This window comes from Streptomyces sp. NPDC042346 (assembly GCF_055581845.1).
Window position 1 is genome coordinate 102,567 of sequence record NZ_JBVJEH010000016.1, and the last position, 15,997, is coordinate 118,563.

Annotated in this window: 14 protein-coding genes and 1 pseudogene; 12 read left to right on the forward strand and 3 right to left on the reverse strand. The window is 68.5% G+C overall.

Annotation, left to right across the window (positions count from 1 at the left end; genetic code table 11):
- Nucleotides 1–85 precede the first annotated feature (85 nt).
- The 3 genes from ACZ6K0_RS41880 to ACZ6K0_RS41890 are packed head-to-tail and all read left to right on the forward strand — an operon-like array spanning nucleotide 86 to nucleotide 2,759.
- Nucleotides 86–364 (forward strand): hypothetical protein, encoded by a 279-nt coding sequence (locus ACZ6K0_RS41880; protein ID WP_469235910.1) that lies wholly within the window; start codon nucleotides 86–88, stop codon nucleotides 362–364.
- Nucleotides 358–957, forward strand: a complete 600-nt coding sequence (locus ACZ6K0_RS41885; protein WP_469235912.1) for an RNA polymerase sigma factor — start codon at nucleotides 358–360, stop codon at nucleotides 955–957. Before ACZ6K0_RS41880 ends, ACZ6K0_RS41885 begins: the two co-directional genes overlap by 7 nt.
- A complete protein-coding gene (locus ACZ6K0_RS41890) occupies nucleotides 954–2,759 on the forward strand; it encodes an IclR family transcriptional regulator domain-containing protein (protein ID WP_469235914.1) in 1,806 nt (601 codons plus the stop codon). The genes ACZ6K0_RS41885 and ACZ6K0_RS41890 overlap by 4 nt, the downstream gene beginning before the upstream one ends.
- An 81-nt stretch (nucleotides 2,760–2,840) precedes the next feature.
- On the opposite strand, the gene ACZ6K0_RS41895 is transcribed toward ACZ6K0_RS41890, so the two are convergent.
- Nucleotides 2,841–3,200: a hypothetical protein gene (locus tag ACZ6K0_RS41895; protein WP_469235916.1), complete on the reverse strand. Its 360-nt coding sequence runs from the start codon at nucleotides 3,198–3,200 to the stop codon at nucleotides 2,841–2,843.
- Between ACZ6K0_RS41895 and ACZ6K0_RS41900 the strand changes: the two genes are divergently transcribed.
- On the forward strand, nucleotides 3,199–3,486 hold the full coding sequence (locus ACZ6K0_RS41900) for a hypothetical protein (RefSeq protein WP_469235918.1): 288 nt from the start codon (nucleotides 3,199–3,201) through the stop codon (nucleotides 3,484–3,486). The two genes, ACZ6K0_RS41895 and ACZ6K0_RS41900, sit on opposite strands and share 2 nt — an antisense overlap.
- On the opposite strand, the gene ACZ6K0_RS41905 is transcribed toward ACZ6K0_RS41900, so the two are convergent.
- Nucleotides 3,389–3,694 carry a helix-turn-helix domain-containing protein gene (locus tag ACZ6K0_RS41905; RefSeq protein ID WP_469235971.1) on the reverse strand — a complete coding sequence of 102 codons (306 nt, stop codon included), beginning with the start codon at nucleotides 3,692–3,694 and terminating at the stop codon, nucleotides 3,389–3,391. The genes ACZ6K0_RS41900 and ACZ6K0_RS41905 overlap by 98 nt on opposite strands.
- A 137-nt stretch (nucleotides 3,695–3,831) precedes the next feature.
- Here ACZ6K0_RS41905 and ACZ6K0_RS41910 point away from each other — a divergent pair, with 137 nt between their 5' ends.
- From ACZ6K0_RS41910 to ACZ6K0_RS41920, 3 genes and pseudogenes are all read left to right on the forward strand, one after another.
- On the forward strand, nucleotides 3,832–4,041 hold the full coding sequence (locus ACZ6K0_RS41910) for a hypothetical protein (RefSeq protein WP_469235920.1): 210 nt from the start codon (nucleotides 3,832–3,834) through the stop codon (nucleotides 4,039–4,041).
- A 244-nt stretch (nucleotides 4,042–4,285) separates the two neighbouring features.
- Nucleotides 4,286–4,387: pseudogene (locus ACZ6K0_RS41915) on the forward strand (IS5/IS1182 family transposase); the annotation flags it as partial.
- 120 nt (nucleotides 4,388–4,507) lie between these two features.
- Entirely contained in the window at nucleotides 4,508–5,581 is a 1,074-nt protein-coding gene (locus ACZ6K0_RS41920) for a hypothetical protein (RefSeq protein ID WP_469235922.1), read from the forward strand.
- Nucleotides 5,582–5,726: 145 nt separating this feature from the next.
- On the opposite strand, the gene ACZ6K0_RS41925 is transcribed toward ACZ6K0_RS41920, so the two are convergent.
- On the reverse strand, nucleotides 5,727–6,212 hold the full coding sequence (locus tag ACZ6K0_RS41925) for a PDDEXK family nuclease (protein WP_469235924.1): 486 nt from the start codon (nucleotides 6,210–6,212) through the stop codon (nucleotides 5,727–5,729).
- 803 nt (nucleotides 6,213–7,015) lie between these two features.
- Here ACZ6K0_RS41925 and ACZ6K0_RS41930 point away from each other — a divergent pair.
- The 5 genes from ACZ6K0_RS41930 to tap all read left to right on the forward strand — a co-directional run bounded on the left by ACZ6K0_RS41930 (nucleotide 7,016) and on the right by tap (nucleotide 15,925).
- Nucleotides 7,016–7,975, forward strand: a complete 960-nt coding sequence (locus ACZ6K0_RS41930; RefSeq protein ID WP_469235926.1) for a hypothetical protein — start codon at nucleotides 7,016–7,018, stop codon at nucleotides 7,973–7,975.
- Nucleotides 7,976–8,377: 402 nt separating this feature from the next.
- Nucleotides 8,378–9,529 carry an exonuclease SbcCD subunit D gene (locus ACZ6K0_RS41935; RefSeq protein WP_469235928.1) on the forward strand — a complete coding sequence of 384 codons (1,152 nt, stop codon included), beginning with the start codon at nucleotides 8,378–8,380 and terminating at the stop codon, nucleotides 9,527–9,529.
- Nucleotides 9,529–12,549: an AAA family ATPase gene (locus ACZ6K0_RS41940; protein ID WP_469235930.1), complete on the forward strand. Its 3,021-nt coding sequence runs from the start codon at nucleotides 9,529–9,531 to the stop codon at nucleotides 12,547–12,549. Before ACZ6K0_RS41935 ends, ACZ6K0_RS41940 begins: the two co-directional genes overlap by 1 nt.
- Before the next feature lie 641 nt (nucleotides 12,550–13,190).
- Nucleotides 13,191–13,517, forward strand: coding sequence for a hypothetical protein (locus ACZ6K0_RS41945; protein ID WP_469235932.1), 327 nt, complete (start codon nucleotides 13,191–13,193; stop codon nucleotides 13,515–13,517).
- Between the two features lie 260 nt (nucleotides 13,518–13,777).
- Complete coding sequence (gene tap, locus ACZ6K0_RS41950; protein ID WP_469235934.1) at nucleotides 13,778–15,925, forward strand: telomere-associated protein Tap; 2,148 nt, start codon at nucleotides 13,778–13,780, stop codon at nucleotides 15,923–15,925.
- Nucleotides 15,926–15,997: the final 72 nt, after the last annotated feature.

Consider the following 15,997-nt stretch of genomic DNA (forward strand, 5'->3'; position numbering starts at 1 on the left):
GGTGGGCCGTCAAGGAGTCGAAAGGCGCGCATCCCACGCGTTGCCTCCAGAGCGAAACCGGAGAACGACTCACATGACGTGGTCCATGGACTGGGCTGGCCTCGTCCCGGCCGCCGCAGCCGTTGTGCAGATCGCAGCCGTCGCGGTGCAGGCGTGCTGGGACCGGCGGCGCGCGGCGTCCACGACGCAGCACCACGACGGTGCCCCCTGCCCCGCATGTGCCGAGGACTCAGTGACCGTCACGGCCGGAATCACCGTCCAGGTGAGCGTCGTCGCACCGATGCCCCACTCGCCCTCGGTGATCGTGAAGGTGGGCAGGAACGGGACCATGCTGCCGCGGGCGAAGGAGCACGGCCGGTGGTAGCAGGCGAGGCTCCTCAGGAGTCCCCCGAGGCCGAGGAACCAGACCTCGCCCAGCGTCTGGCCGCCTCCTACAAGACCTTCCTGGCCGCGGAGACGCTGATCCTGCGCAAAAGGACGGGCGGCAAGCTCACGCGCCAGGCATGCCGGGATGTGGCTCACGAGGCATTCATGCGGGTGGCGGACAAGGTCCTGTCCGGTGAACTCGGCCCGGAGACCAACCTTCCGGGCTACCTGCGGACGACCTCACGGAACCTGGCGACGGACGTACTGAAGGCACACAACCGCCTCGCCCTCCTGGACGAAGCACTCCTTCCGACCGTGCCGGCTCAGGGGCAGCCCTTCGAGGCCATCGAGCCCATGGAAGAGCTGGTCCTTCCCACGATCGACGCCATGCCACTGACACAGCCCCGGAAAGTCGTGCAGTTCCAGAGCCAGGGCCTGAGTGATGCGCAAATCGCCGAGACCCTGGGCATAACTACCGATCGGGTCCATAAAGACCGGCACACCGCCGTGTCCGAACTGCGCGACAGACTCGCCGCGCACATCCGGAACGGCCACCGAAAGAAGACGCAACACGGGGGGAAGGACAGGTGACGGATGTGAGCCTCAACGAGGACAGTGGCGGTCGCCCGGTGCCCGAAGGGCCGGCCGAGCTACTGACGCTCGTGACCCGGCTCTCCGGGCCGCCGGACTTCTGGGACCGCCCCCAAGGCGACTTCGGTCCCCTGACGCACCTGTACGAGCTCGACACCGGGCAGCGCTCACGCGCCAACTCGATGTACCGGCTCGGCTCCAAAGCTCTGCTGCGCCGTGAGCTGGCCACCGCGGCCGACTGCCTCGGCGAAGCCGCCTCGGCCGGGCACCCCGGTGCCCTGTTCCGGCTCGCCGTCGTCGTCTTGCGGGCGAGCGAGGAATGGCGAGACGAAGCGTGGTTCCTCGTCGAGGAGGCCGCCAGGCACGGCCACGGCGACGCCCGCCGTCTACTCAAAGCCACCGGCGACAACCTCGCCGACGCATCGGCCGCGGCACTCGTAGAGGACCCGCTGTTCATCGACGAGATCAGCCACCAGCTCTCCTCAACACATCACCCGGCCTCGCCCGGCACCCCGCGATCCCAGGCCACCGCCGGCCTCCAGCCCGCCCGGCCCCACAAGCCCGACACGGAACAGTCCGGGGCCGACGAAAGGCCCTCCAGGCCAGGCCTCGTCCTCGTCCCGGCTCCCGTCCTGCCCACGCCATACGGGCCGACCCCAAGGCCAGAGGCCTCACCCGAACTGGAACGGCCCCGTCTGACAGCTCTGACGGGGGGACTGTCCCTTCACGTGCCTGACCTTCAACTGCCGCCCCGGCTCGCTGCCCCGGCGCCCGGTCTGGGCAGCAGCGAGCCGTCCTGGTCGGCGAGCGCGCTGCGGCCGGCGGTGCTGACCGACATGGCCCGCCACAGCAACACCCCCGCCGTCGTCCCCGCCCGCTGGCAACTCACTCAGCGGGCCCGCGACATGCTCATGCTCGTCCACACATCCGACGGCATCGACACAAGAGCGCTAGCCCGCCGGGCCCGGATCCCCTTGGACATCGCCGCAAGGATGCTCAACTGGCTCGCCAAGGAAGGCTTCGTAGAGTCCCGGGACACCGTGCACTTCCCCGGCCCACTGATGACCCTGGCCACGGGCAACGACCCCGAGCAGACCTTGCTCAAGGACACGATCGGCGCGCTCCGCGACGAGCTGGCCGCAGCCGTCTACGTCAGCACCTACACCGACGGGGAGATCACGGTCAGGGAATCCGCCTTCAGCACGACAGCCCCTCCCGTCGACGAATGGGCTCCGTTCCGCGACACAGCGCACGCGAGCGCCGTGGGCAAGAGCCTGCTGGCCCAGCTCGACTTCCACGGCCGCATGGACCACCTCATCCGCTACCCATCCGTCGCCCTCACCGACCGGACCATCACCAGCCGCCGCGCCCTGATCGAAACGCTCGACGCCCCAGGCCCGCACTCGGCCCAGTTCGACCTCCTGGAATACTCGGAGTCGGCGATGTGCGTGGCCTACTCACTCGGCCTTCCCGGCCGAGCCTCCAGCGTTGCCCTGTCCCTGCCGGCCGGGGAACACCACCGCCTTGTCGACTCCGCGCGCATCCTCAGCCAGCGCGCCACCGGGATCCTCCTCGCACACCTGCTCGCCGACGACATGCACCCCGTCGCCAGCCCCACAACCGCTTCCGAGTCCCGGCCGACCTCGCCCTCCACCGCGCCCGCAGTACGGCCCGCGGCACCCGGCCAAGTCGGGCCGGACGCCACGGACTCCGCGCCGTCCGCGACGGTGCCCACCGGCGCTCACGCAGCGGTCAAGCCCAGTAGTACAGCGCAACCTGAGCTGAGCAGGAGGGCAGGGTGATGAGACACCCGGTGGCCGCCATACCTGGGGTCCTGTGTGACTGCGCGACGTGCTGCTCCCGCTCCTGAAGGACCCCGCCCATCAGCAACCGACGGCCCAGGCGGCGTGCCGCCCGGCCAGCCGGACGCTGGCGCAATGCCCGCTGACTTTGTCGTCGACAGCCCTACGGGCGGCACGCTGGCCCCACGGCAGACCCAGCCGTGAACGTGGCCCCGCGGGCTTCCTCTCGCAGGGGCCACTCGCGTTAAACCGACAGGCCGACATGCCCGCGAAGCGCACGATCAGGTCCTCGATCTCCTTCTCTGAGTCGAGGTCGACGAGTTCGTTGTCGACGGGCTGCTTGCCGAACGCCGGGGCGCCGAAGACATACCCGCCCTGCTCGCCCTTGAACACTGAGCGGCCGACACTGGGCAGTTGGGCGGGGACGTTCAGGTTGGTCATGAACCGTACGTCGAAGCTGGCGTGCCTTTACGAGAAGCCGAATTACGGTGTTTCAGGGGGCTACACCTATGTGGAGAGCGGTTCCCTGCTCAATCTCAGCGATGTCGGCGGTGTCCAGTCGGTGAGGTTGGTGGCTTCGCTCCGGGACTGTGAGCCGCCACCTCCGCCACCGCCTTTTCCTCACTGGACTACGGAGACAAGGGACCGAAGTCCGTCTTCAAAGCCCTGGCCAGCGCGGCCACTGTCGCCTCCGACGGGACACGGGTGCCGTTTAGCGCCTGACTGACGGTGGTGCGCCCCAGACCGGATCGCAGCCGCAGCCCCTCCACGCTCAGGCCACGCTGCACTCTGAGCGTGCGCAGCCGCGTCGCCAGCTGATCCAAGGGACTGTCGTCCATGTCCCGCCCTTCACCGAGGTCAGTACGGAGCTCCGCCTCGAAATTCTCTTCCCGAGGAACCCATCGGCACAGGTGAAACCCGAATCCGGCCGACATGGAACTGCTCGAACGGGACGGTGCAACCTGGCGTGCTGTGTTCGCCGCCGTTCGACATCGGCTGAACGAACTCCCGTGAACACCGGCCGCGAAACCTTCGACCACGCCAGCAACCCGTCGTCCACTGGGAGCCTGCCGTGGTCCTCGCCGTCCTCCTGCTCGCCGTCACGATCATCATCGTCATCGCCCTGCTCGCTGCCGCCGGCGCGGGCAAACTAGCCCGCCTCGACGGCGCCACCTACCCCACGGCACTAACCCGTGCAGCCGTCGCCTTCGCCACGGTGCTCACGCTTGCGGCGGCCGCCGCCACTGTTCTCACCGACGTGTGTTCTGACCTGACCTGGTGACCTGAGCTCGGCCGGCCCTCCCAGGCTCACATCGACACTCGCCACGAGCGTGGAGCTTCGGCCGTCGTGAGCAGTCTGATGACCAGGGACGGGTGTGGCTCCCTCCCATAAGACGCCTACACCACCACACTCACTGCGCCGACCGAGCTGCTGACCGCACACTCCACCGGTCGCCTCGGGACTCCGAGGCTGAGGGGGGGGGGAGTTCGGCTCAGGAGCGTGGTAATCGGGTGGGCGGGCTCGGAAGCACTGCAAGATCCTCCGAGACTGCCGCCAGCGCAGGACCGGCCTCCACCACGCGGCCCAGGCCGTCGCTCACATGCCCAACCTCGCCCTCGCGGCATGACCAGCCCGCCACGACCCCGACCCTGACCTGCCCAAACACAACCTTCGGCAACACGCTTTGGTTGGACCCCCGCGCGGTAGGTGCGAACGCTGTCATCGTGTCCTCCGTAGCGTCTTGTACATGCCTCGAAGTGAACCCAGCAAGGCCGATCAGGAGTTGATCCGGCATGCCCGCGCGCAGGGCTATGCGGTCAGCGCGAGTCAGCTTGAGCGATGGCGTCGGCGCGGCCTGCTGCCGCAACCGACACGTGTCTACCGCGGCCGGCACGGTACCGCGTCGGTGTACCCGGACGGGACAAGTGACCTCGTCTGTGCACTCGCCCGGCACAGAGTTCCGGGACGGCGGAGCGATGACCTGGCACTGCTGGCGTTCTTCGACGGCGCCGACGTCCCCGAAACGGCACTCAAACTCGCCATCGCACGCACGTACTTCAACAGCCGCCTCCGCCACGAAAACGTGATCGCCCAGGCCGCGGCACGGGTTCCTGAAGGATGGGAGTCAGTGCTCGGCAAGGAGTACGAGGCAGCGGAAGCCGAGGCCCGGACCGAGCTGGCCAAAGGCGGACGGGCGGTGCGCCAGATGAGGATCAACCTGCGCCGCCTTCCGGACCTCGCAGGTGCTCCGCAGCGAGACGTCGACGACCGGCTTCTCGGCGTCCTCGTGGGACTGAACAGGTTGCGCTTGCCCGAGGAAGATCACGAGTTCATGGCTGACCTATCAGCAGCGCTGGCCTTTGACTGTGCCCAGGACGACGATGACGTTTTTGCCGTATGGGAGTACGCGGCCATCTCTCACTCGTCGCAGATGGCCCGCTATGCGGAGACCTCACCCGAAGAGCGTTTCGATTTGCTTCTGGAGGCGAGCCGGGAAGAGCTTTGCAGCCTCAGGGAAGAGGTACGGACAGCCGTCGACCAGATGTGGCACCGAGCGACCGGGGGCCTGGAGCCTGAAGCAGACCTTTTCCGCCCCTCGATGGCCCGGAACTCGGCCGGCATGTTGATGGAATGGATGAGCGCACGACAAGTCCAGCCAGGGAAGGTCTCTATGGCAGACCGCTACTTCCTGAGTCTCGGCCATCTCGAGCTGTGCTGTCTTGCCGCCGAGCGCAGCGCGGGCGGGGCATGGCAGCATCCCGTTGGGGAGGGCCGTGCGGGATTCATCGCCCGCACCACTGGATCCCGGCGCGGAACCTGAGCGGCGACCGCCCGCCGGCTGCTGCCCACACTGTTTCGGCGCCCCGATGAACATCTGAACGTGAAAGTCCCACCGGCAGGGAGTCGATGCTCAGCGCGTTCCGGTCGTCGATCGATCGGATATCCGAGAGCGCGCGCAGTCGAGTTCAGGCGGCCATGAGCCCGTCTGGGGCACCGAAGACACGGTCGAACGTCGAGGCACGGGTGGCGGGGACGAGGAGGTAGGGCGTGCCGGAGCCGGCGGTGGTCCGTGGGCCTTCCTGTCCGAGGCCGAGGGCGTCGTGTGGGGTGAGGAGGTCGAGGTTGTCGAAGACGTAGTAGAGGGGAATCTCGGTCCAGGCGACGAGCTGGAGGTGGGCGGTGACCGCGGCACGTTCCACGGCGTGCCGCCGGCTTGTCTGGCTGGTCATGCGGCTCTTGCAGTCGATCAGGACGACCCGCCGTCCCTGTGCGGCGATGAGGTCGGGCGTCCAGCGCAGCGAGCTGGTGGTGTGGTGCAGAGCGAGCCGTACGGGCTCGCCCATGACTCCCTGCCCCCAGGGGCTGACATGCCATCCGCGTCGGTTGAGTTCTTCGGTGACGCGCTGCTCGTGGGCGTCACCGATCGCCTTCCTTCTCTGAAAGCTCGGCATACGGGGGAGTGTGGCGCATGCGGGGCCCGACGAAACAGCAGCCGTCCTCGTGCCCGCATGCTTCGGCCACTGCCTTCCGCTGTCCGTGGTTGTCCGTGGGTGTCCGCCGGTGTCCGAGCGAGTCTCATGGTGTCTCGCTGTATCCCACTCTGTCTCGCTCGAAGTTGGCCGAATATAGGCGCCTCGTCGCACGTGAGCCTCTGTCCTGTCTCCGGTCTCAATCGTGGCGGGCGCGATGCTCCTGGGATGTCGAGCGGCGGGAGGCCTGCGCGAACGACCAGGGCACTCGCTCTTCCTGGTCGTGGTCGCTGCGCAGTCGAGCAGGGCGGCCGACCGGGACCCGGTGGAGTGGAGGTCGCCGCTGTCCGAAGCCCGCTGCCGGCGGGCGTGGGAGTAGGCGGCCGACGAAGTTCCGCTGATGCATGGGTTGTTGACCAGGTCGAGCCGGAGGCGCCGAAGGCGTGTGTCAGGCGTGTGAGACCGCGGTCGTCTGCTTCCGGGCAAGTGGAGGGCACTTACCTGCAGAGCTGAGTCCGGGGGAGTCCGTGTCAACAGCGGATCGCATCGCCAATTCTTTCAGGTGGTCCGACGTCGGCTCTGGTTGACGCTTGGGTGGTCTTTGTCTGCGGCGTCAGCCGTATGAAGTGCTGCCCTGCAAGCTGCTGACCAGGGCGAATGTCTTTCACTTGGGGCGGTCGTATCCCTCGCGGCGCCCCGCCTGGCGCGGGGCTGACTGCCAGTGGTGCCTCCTAGGTTCCGGCTCACGCGCTGCGATGGGCGGCGTCTTTGAGGGAAGAGGAACGATGAGCAAGCAGGCCGCTGGCCCTGTGCAGGACGCACCTGAGACCGTGAGCGGTTGGGCGCAGGAGCATGGTGTCTGTCTCGTCCCGGTACTCCCGGAAGCTGAGGACCGGGTTGTTCTCCTCGGTGCGGACTGCATGGCGCTGGAGGACTTCCTCCGTACCGCTCTCACGCTGGGCATCCGGGTGCTGTACCAGGACATCGAGTGCTTCGATGCCGACGAGTTCGCCGTGCTGCCTGTCGCCGCCGCGGCCGTCGACGACGGGGACCTGCCTGACCCGGAGGAAGAACTGGATGCGGCCGAGCGTAAGCAGCTGGCGGTGCTGAGGGCTGCGGCCCGGCTCCGGCACGGGCAGCTCGCGGCTGTCCGGCTGTGTTTCGTCGCCGATTCGGTCGCGCACTTCTGGGGCGCCGCTGCCTCCTGGTGGGAGGAGCTCGATGATCAGTGGGACGACTTCACCTTGCTGCTGCAGCAGGCACGGCGAGACCGTCAAGAGCAGGTGCACGCGACGGAGCAGGTCGACACCCAGGCGGAAGCCGAGCGGATGGCCGCCGTGCTCGCGACGCTGCCCGCCTTCCGCGCGGCCAGGAATCAGGCGGCTCGCCGGGCCGTGGCCACGGACACGTTCCCCGACAGCGACGTTCCCCCCGTCAGCTACCTGTTGAGCCGGGTCGTCACGGTGGCCGCCGGCCGGGTCGAGGCTGACGCCGCGGCCGCCTGGCGTGACGTGGAGGAACGCATCGCAGAGGTGGCGGGGAAGCTCGCTGCCAGCGGCGTGCTGGAAGACGCCACGACCGCGCCCACCCGCCGGATCAAGGCAGCCGACTTTCTCACCAGCCTGACCGGTGGCTTCCCGCCTCCGACACGGACGCTCACCCTGCTGCTCGGCCACCCGGCCCTCACAGTTCCCGGCCCTCGCACCTCCTCCATCCCGGCGGCTGACACCCTGCCGCTGCTCTAGGCGACGCCCCCGCCCCGCCTGACCGGGGCATCCGATACGTCTGACCGTCGTGTTGCTGGGGGTCCCAAGGACTCTGCTACGAGGCCCGGCACCCCTTTGCGCGCACGCACCAGAGACCGACCGGCCCTGACTCGCAGGGAGACGGCACGCCCCCGGACCGCCGGCTAAAAAAGCGGGGGTTGGTGGCACCGGCCCTGCGGGGGAGAGGGTCCACGTCGGCAGCGGGCAGGGACCGCTCGCGCGGGTTGCGTCGGACCGATTCACTCCCCTTCTCTTCTTGTGTCCTTCTCTTCCCGGCGGCGGCTCAGACCTTCGTGAGTCGCCGCCGGGAGGTCACTCCAAAGGATCATTCATCATCAAATCCGCCTGCAATGTTGGCCTTTGTGGTTACGGTGTGTGCGCATGAGGATTCTGCACACATCCGACTGGCACCTGGGCCGCCAACTTCACCGTGTGCCGCTCATCGACGAGCAGCACGAGTTCCTGCGGTTCCTTGTGGACACCGTCCGGGAACATCACGTCGATGTCGTGGCAGTGGCGGGCGACGTGTTCGACCGGGCCATCCCGCCGCTCGATGCGATCGGCCTGTTCGACCAGGTCCTGGAAGAACTCGCCGACATGCACGTGCCGCTGGTGATGATCAGCGGCAACCACGACTCCCCGCGTCGACTCGGGGTCAACGCCCGCCTGATCGAACGCGCCGGAATCCACTTTCGCACCGCAGTGGACGACTGCGCCCGCCCGGCAGTCCTGCAAGACGAGCACGGCCCGGTGGCGTTCTACGGCCTTCCCTACCTCGAACCCGGCCTGGTCCAGCCCTATTTCGACGCAGACAAGCCCAGCCACCAGGCCGTCCTCGGCGCGGCGATGGACCAGGTACGCGCCGACCTCGCCACCCGACCCGGGAGCCGGTCGGTCGTCCTCGCCCACGCCTTCGTCACCGGCGCTGAACCCAGTGACAGCGAACGCGACATCACCGCCGGCGGCGTGCCCTCGGTCAGCGCCTCGGTGTTCGACGGCGTCGACTACGTCGCCCTGGGACACCTGCACCGCTGCCAGAAGATCACCGACCGCGTCCGCTACAGCGGATCACCGCTGGCCTACTCCTTCTCCGAGGCCGACCACCCCAAGGCGATGTGGCTCATCGACCTGGACGCACAGGCCCGCCTGACCGCGCAGCGGATTCCCTGCCCCGCGCCTCGAGCCCTTGCCCGGCTCACCGGAACCCTGGACACCCTGCTCACCGATCCCGAGCACACCGCGCAGGAAAGCTCCTGGCTCCACATCACCCTCACCGACCCCGACCGCCCGCACATGGCCATGGAACGCCTCAAGGAACGCTTTCCCCACACCCTGAGGCTCAGCTTCACCGCCGAGCACCACACCAGCGACGAGTCCTACGGCACCCGTGTCAACGACCGCAGCGACCACGACATCACCCTCGGCTTCGTCGAGCACGTGACCAACATTCCCGCCACCGCCCAAGAGCAGGACCAGCTGCGCGAAGGACTGGAAAGCGTCCGTATCCAGGCCGCGGTACGAGAGGCCCACTGATGCACCTGCACCACCTCACCGTCCAGGCCTTCGGGCCCTTCGCCCGCACCGAGACCGTCGACTTCGACGCCCTGACCGGCAACGGCCTGTTCCTCCTGCGTGGCGACACCGGAGCCGGCAAGACCAGCGTCCTCGACGCCGTCTGCTTCGCCCTCTACGGCACCGTCCCCGGGATCCGCCCCACCCACCGCCTGCGCAGCGACCACGCCCCCACAGCCACCCGTACCGCCGTCACCCTAGACTTCAGCTCCGCCGGCCGCCGCCTGAAGATCACCCGGACCCCCAAGCAGGAGCGCCCCAGCACCCGCGCCAAGAGCGGCTTCGCCACCGACGAGGCCACCGTCCAGCTCCACCAGCACACCAAAACCGCCGACGGCCACGACCAGTGGGACCCAGTTTGCGCGAACCACCAGGACGCGGCCAGAGAGATCGAAGCAGCTCTGGGCCTGAACAAGGAACAGTTCTGCCAAGTCGTCCTCCTGCCCCAGGGCGACTTCGCCAAGTTCCTCCGCTCCGACGCCAAGGACCGAGCCGGCCTGCTACGCCGCCTCTTCGGCACCGGCCGCTTCCAGGAACTGCAGACCTGGCTGACCAACCGAAGCAAAGACACACGGAAGCACCTCGACCAGGCCCTCACCGAAATCGGGCAGCTGGGCGAACGGATCGACCAGGAGACACGCACCCTCCACCCGCAGGACGGTGAGACTCCCGCCCGCCCCGCCCCCGACGACCCCGCCGCGGTCCTCACCTGGACCCAGCAGCTCCTCGCCCTCTCCCACAAAGCCCACGCCACCGCGCAGGCCGACGCCGCGCGCAGCGACGACGAACACGACGAGGCCAAGAGCAACCACGAAATGGCGACCGACCTCGCCGAACGACAGACCAGGCACCTCGATGCCCACACCCGCCGTACCGCACTCGACGAACAAGCCGCCGGCCATACCCCCCTACGGGAAGAACTCGACCGCGGACGAAGCGCCCAGACGGTCCGACCCCTGCTCGACGTACTGGACCGCGCCGCTGCCGCACTGGAGAAAGCCCGCACCGACGAACAGCAGGCCCGAACCCTGCTCGCCCCGGAGCACCAGCAGGAAGACCTGCACCACCTGGGCGCGCATCTCGAGCGCCAGCATGCCGAACGAGGCCGAATCGAAGGCCTGATTCCCGACGAACAGCTCCACACCCAGCTCGGCATCCAGCTCGAAGACCTCGCCACCAAGGAACAGCAGGCACACGCAGACCTCGACGAGGCCGAGAAGTGGCTCGCCGCATGGCCCGCAGAAGAGAACCGGCACACCAGCGCCGTCGACGCCATGAACAGGGCCGCGGACAGCATCGCCCACCTCGAGCAGACCGCCATCGACGCCACCACCCGCCACGAGGCCGCCCTCCTGCGCGACAGCCTGGCCACACGTCTGACAGCCGCCGCGGATGAAAAGACGACCCGCGCCACAGAAGCACTCCAGGCAAAGCAGGAATGGCTCGACCTGCGAGAACGCCGCCTCGACGGCATGGCCGGAGAACTCGCCACCCAACTCAGCCCCGGAACGCCCTGCACCGTCTGCGGCTCCCCGGAACACCCAGCCCCCGCCCGCCCCCGGGCCGACCAGCCCACCCGAGAGGACGAGAACAAAGCCCGAACCCTGCACGAGCAGACCGAACAAGCCCTCACAGAAGCCGACCACGAGCACGCGGAACTGGCCGAACAGCACGCCATGGCCATCGGCTCCGCCGGCACCACCCCCGCCGCCGAACTCGCCACCACCCTGCAAAACGCCCGCACCGCTCACAAGGAAGCGTGCGACACCGCCGCCGACCTCCCTGCCGCACAAGACGAACTCGCACGCCTGCGCACCGAACACGACACCCGCACCCGACTGCACCGGGAAGCAAGAGACCTGCTGACCGAGTGCCAGGCCCGCAGTCGGACACTGGCTCAGCAACAGGCAGACCTCGCCCGCACCCTCGACGACGCCCGCGCCGGCCACCCCAGCCTCTCCGCATGCCTGACCGACCTCACCCGCACGACCGCGCACCTCGATCACGCGATCGCCACTGCGCAGACCACCGCAGCCGCCGAAACCGCCCACCACGACGCGCTCACCGCAGCGGACCAGGCGGCCCACAGCGCCGGCTTCACCACCCGCGTCGACGCAGCCGCCGCATTTCGAACCCCCGCCCTGCTCCAGCAGTGGGCCGACGACCTTGAACGGTGGGGCAAGGCGGACGCCATCGTCACCAGCATCCTCACCGACCCCGGCCTGGCCGAGGCAAGCCTCCAGCCCTCCGCCGACCCCGCGGCCACAGCCGATGCCCTCCAGCAGGCCGAAGCCCGCCTCAAGGACACCGCAGGTGCCACCCGGCAGGCCGCAGAGCGCGTGACCGCACTGACCGCACTGGCCGCCGACATCGAGAGCCGCCTCGCCGGCCTCGAACCCCTCCAGCAGAGCCATCGCCTCGCCGACCGCCTGGCCTCCATCGCCTCGGCCAACTCCTCCGCCAACACCCTCAGCATGGAACTCGAGGCATACGTCCTGGCCGCGCGCCTTGAGGAGATCGCCGCCGCCGCCAACACCCGTCTGCAGAACATGACCTCGGAGCGCTACCTCCTCGTCCACAGCGACGAAAAGGAAACCGGTCGCCGCGGCCGTCTGAAGGCAGGGCTCGGCCTGCGGGTCCTCGACACCTGGACCGGCACCGAACGCGAGACCTCCACCCTGTCCGGAGGCGAGACCTTCACCGCCTCCCTCGCACTCGCCCTCGGCCTGGCCGACGTCGTCACACAGGAAGCCAGCGGCCGCCCCCTGGGAACCCTCTTCATCGACGAAGGTTTCGGCACCCTCGACGAACAGAACCTCCAAGACGTCATGGACGTCCTCGACCAGCTCCGAGCAGGCAACCGCACCGTCGGGATCGTCAGCCACGTCCCCGAACTCAGCCGCCGCATCCCCAGCCAGCTCAACGTGAGGAAACACCGCAACGGATCCACCCTGCGCCCTCTGACCGGCGCCGACCTGTAACACCTGGGGTGTACCGCGCGCCTGCCGACGCAGCCGCGCGGTACACCCTCAGCGTCAAAGGTTCACTCCCGCTCCCCGTGTGGTTGTCACCGGGGGTTTCTCCAGGAAGGAGGGGAGAGATTGACCGGGGCCGCCGGCATCGCTGCGCCTCGCCTGACTCAACCGTGACGAATGATGTCGATCAGGCGATCAGGTGCCCGTCCTGCGGATCGAAGTGGACGAGACCGAGAGTCCGGGCGAGATCAGCCGCAAACGATGCGCCATCCTGGCGCCTGTTGAAGACCATGCCGAAGTAGAGCAGCGGGCCGCTGGAGTTGTTAATCAGCGGGCGGTCGGCCAGGGGCTGGCATCTTCGTCGTCTTCGGGGCTCAGATCGGGCCAGCGTGTCACCAGAGCTTCGACGTACTGCGGTGTTGCTCCGGGCTGGTTCCCTCACCCCTTGTTCCATCTCAGCCGGTCTGGTCTCCGTCTCACATGATCTGGTCCGGTTCACTCGTCGTCTCAGCGGACCTGGCCCGTCGCATCTCACCCAATGAAGGTCGAGCAGGCTGACGGACGAGTGCTTGTCTCAGCGAGACCTGACGGCATGGGGCGCTGGACGGGCACGCTGCCGGCACTCTCCGGGCGCCATACTGCACATCGTGGACCGCGAAGACCTGGCTGCCGCCCTCGAACGGCATGCAACCGATGCCGCCCATGGGGCTGCGCTGGCCTTGCGGGCCGGGGCAGCCTTCAAGGTGTGGGCAGAATCGCTGCAGCCGGCTCGTCAGTACCTCGACGTCTACGCGTGGCGGGCTGAATGCATGGCGCAGGGCGGCATCTCTACCTGCAAGGACTTCGAGCAGGGGTTGCCGGATCTTCGGCGTGCGGGAGATGCCCCGGTCGCCTTGGGACGAGTCAATACCGCTGAAGGCACCCACCTGGTCTTCCTGGCCGCCGATCTGAGCTCATGCGTCGCCGTGCTGTAGCTCTGCTCCGCCTGGACGGCTTCAGGGCCAGCCGTCTGGCCGGTGGACCCGATCAACTGAGCCAGCGGCCGCGATCCGTGGCGCCGGGGCCAGATCACCTGAGATTTCCGGCAGCCAGGCGTCTCGACTGATCTGGTCGCTGCAGGTCACAGCTCGGCTCGCAGACCGGATCGTTTGGGATGGGACTCTCCTCGAGAGTCATCCGATAGGGTTAAAGGTGCAGGTTAAAGAAGGGGTTAAATGCTGCTAGTGTCTGTGGCATGGGCCTTAGTGAGGAAGAACTGCTCGCCGCCGCTGACGAGTTGCTGGCGGAGGTTCCGCAGCTTCCGTCCCCGGCAGAGCGTGCCCGTCTGCGTGAGGCCGCCGGTATCACGCAGGCCCGGCTCGCTGTCGCGCTGAAGACCACGACGCAGACGATCAAGAACTGGGAGAACGGCAGGAGTGAGCCGCGCTCGCCGCGTCTGGAGGCGTACCAGCGGATTCTGAGCGGCTGGGCGGCAAAGCACCCCACGCACGGCACACCAGCCGCAGCGCCGGCCCCCGCCCCAGCGTCACAGCCGCAGGTACCGGCCGCGTTCACCAGACCCGCCCCTCCTGCCTCGCAAGCGGAGGCTGTTACACGGCAACCGGCTCCCGCCGCGGCGAGCGCACCGGAGCATCCGATCGAGTCCGGGCGTTCCACCAGGCGCCTCGCGCCATCGCGGCTGCCGGTGGGGGAGAAGGCGGCCCCGGCCGTGTTTGACCCCCGCTTCCCAAGCGGACCGCTCGCCGTCCTGGACGACGACGGCACCGCGTACGGCATCGGCGGGATCGTGCTGGACTGTCCGGCGGCCACGATCGTGGAGCTGGTCGAGTGGACACTGGGGGAGTCCGGTCTCGGCGCCGCCAAGCTCCACCGCTATGGGATGGACTCCGACCCCCTCATCGTCCTGACCGCGGCCGCAGCTGCCAAGTTCGGTCTGCCCGAGCGCTTGGAAGACCGCCGCGGTCTGCGCCTGCCCGAGGACCATCCGGTCGTCAAGCAGGTAACGAAGGCCAAGTGGCAGCTCACCCAACGCGGCTTCGGCCCCTGGGCCCGGATCTACCGCAAAGCCCAGGGACGCGACCGCCAGTGCGTCCAGCTCGCAATCCTGCCCTGGGACGCCCTGGACTCCCGCTCCTGGCCGGGCGTCAGTGAGGCGGAGATGGACCCGGCCGACATCGCCCGCGTCCTCGGCATCTACGCACAGCGTGTCATCACCCCCCGCGGCTCCACAGCCGTCTCCGGCCTGGAGCTGATGACCGCACTACGCCCCCCGACCCGCCCGGTGCGCGACGAGGAGACCGGTAACTGGACCCGCGGCCACCACGCCGGAAGCCTCGGCACCGACCCGCTGCCACCGGCACCCCCGGAAGCCCGCCCCGAACACCCGGCCGTCGTCAGCACCGGCTGGACAGGCGGCTTCGTCAACGAAGAGGCCTACCAGTGGGTCCGCGACATCGACCTGCTCACCGGTGAGGAGGCAGCGCTGCCGTACGCGGTCGGCCTCGACCTCAACACCGCCTTCCTCGCCTCCACCGCCCGCCTGATGGTCGGCCTCTGCGAACCCGACCACTTCGTGCGCCCGAAGTTCTACCCCAAGGTCACCGGCTCCTGGCTCGTCGACCTCTCCGACATCGAACTGGACTCCCGCCTGCCGTCGCCGTTCACACCGACCGGCCAGCGCCCCACAGGCCCGGCTTGGTACCAGACACACACCGTCGCCTACGCCCAGGAACTCGGCTACAACGTCGACATCCTGGAGGCATACCTGCGCCGCGAGACCGGCTCCTACCTCGACCCCTGGCACGACCGGCTCAAGACCGCCTACGCCGAGACCCTGGCCGACCTTGGCGTCACACCCGACCTCACCGATCCGGAATTCCTCGCGGCGATGGAGGTCCACAAGCAGGTCGACCCGGCGATGGCCGCCGTCCTCACCGCGATCAAGGCAACGGTGAAGGGCGGCATCGGCAAGCTCTTCGAGGGGCCCCAGGGCGCGGGCTACAGGGACGGCGAGGAGTGGCCGGCCATGAAACGACCCACCTGGGCCCCCTGGATCCGCAACGCGATCATCTCCAAGACCCGCGTCAACATGCACCGCAAGCTCGCCAACATGGCCAAGCTCACCGGCATGTACCCGCTCGCGGTCCTCTCCGACTGCGTCGTCTACCCCGCCGCGAGCGCCAGCCCGCTCCACTTCCTCCCCTACGCCGAGTCGGGCAAGCCGATCCCCGGCGCTTTCCGCCTCGGCTCTACGCCGGGCCGGGCGAAGCTGGAAGGCGCACAGCCGATGACATGGGCGGTCGACCTGATGGAGCAGGGCTACAACCCCGCCCGCCACATCAAGGGCGACGGCCACGACGCAGTCATGGACGAAGGCGAATAACCCCCCAGCCACCACGGCACCGGCCCACCCCGAACACCGACCCGGCCGGCAAAGGGCCCCGCCCGCCCCCCT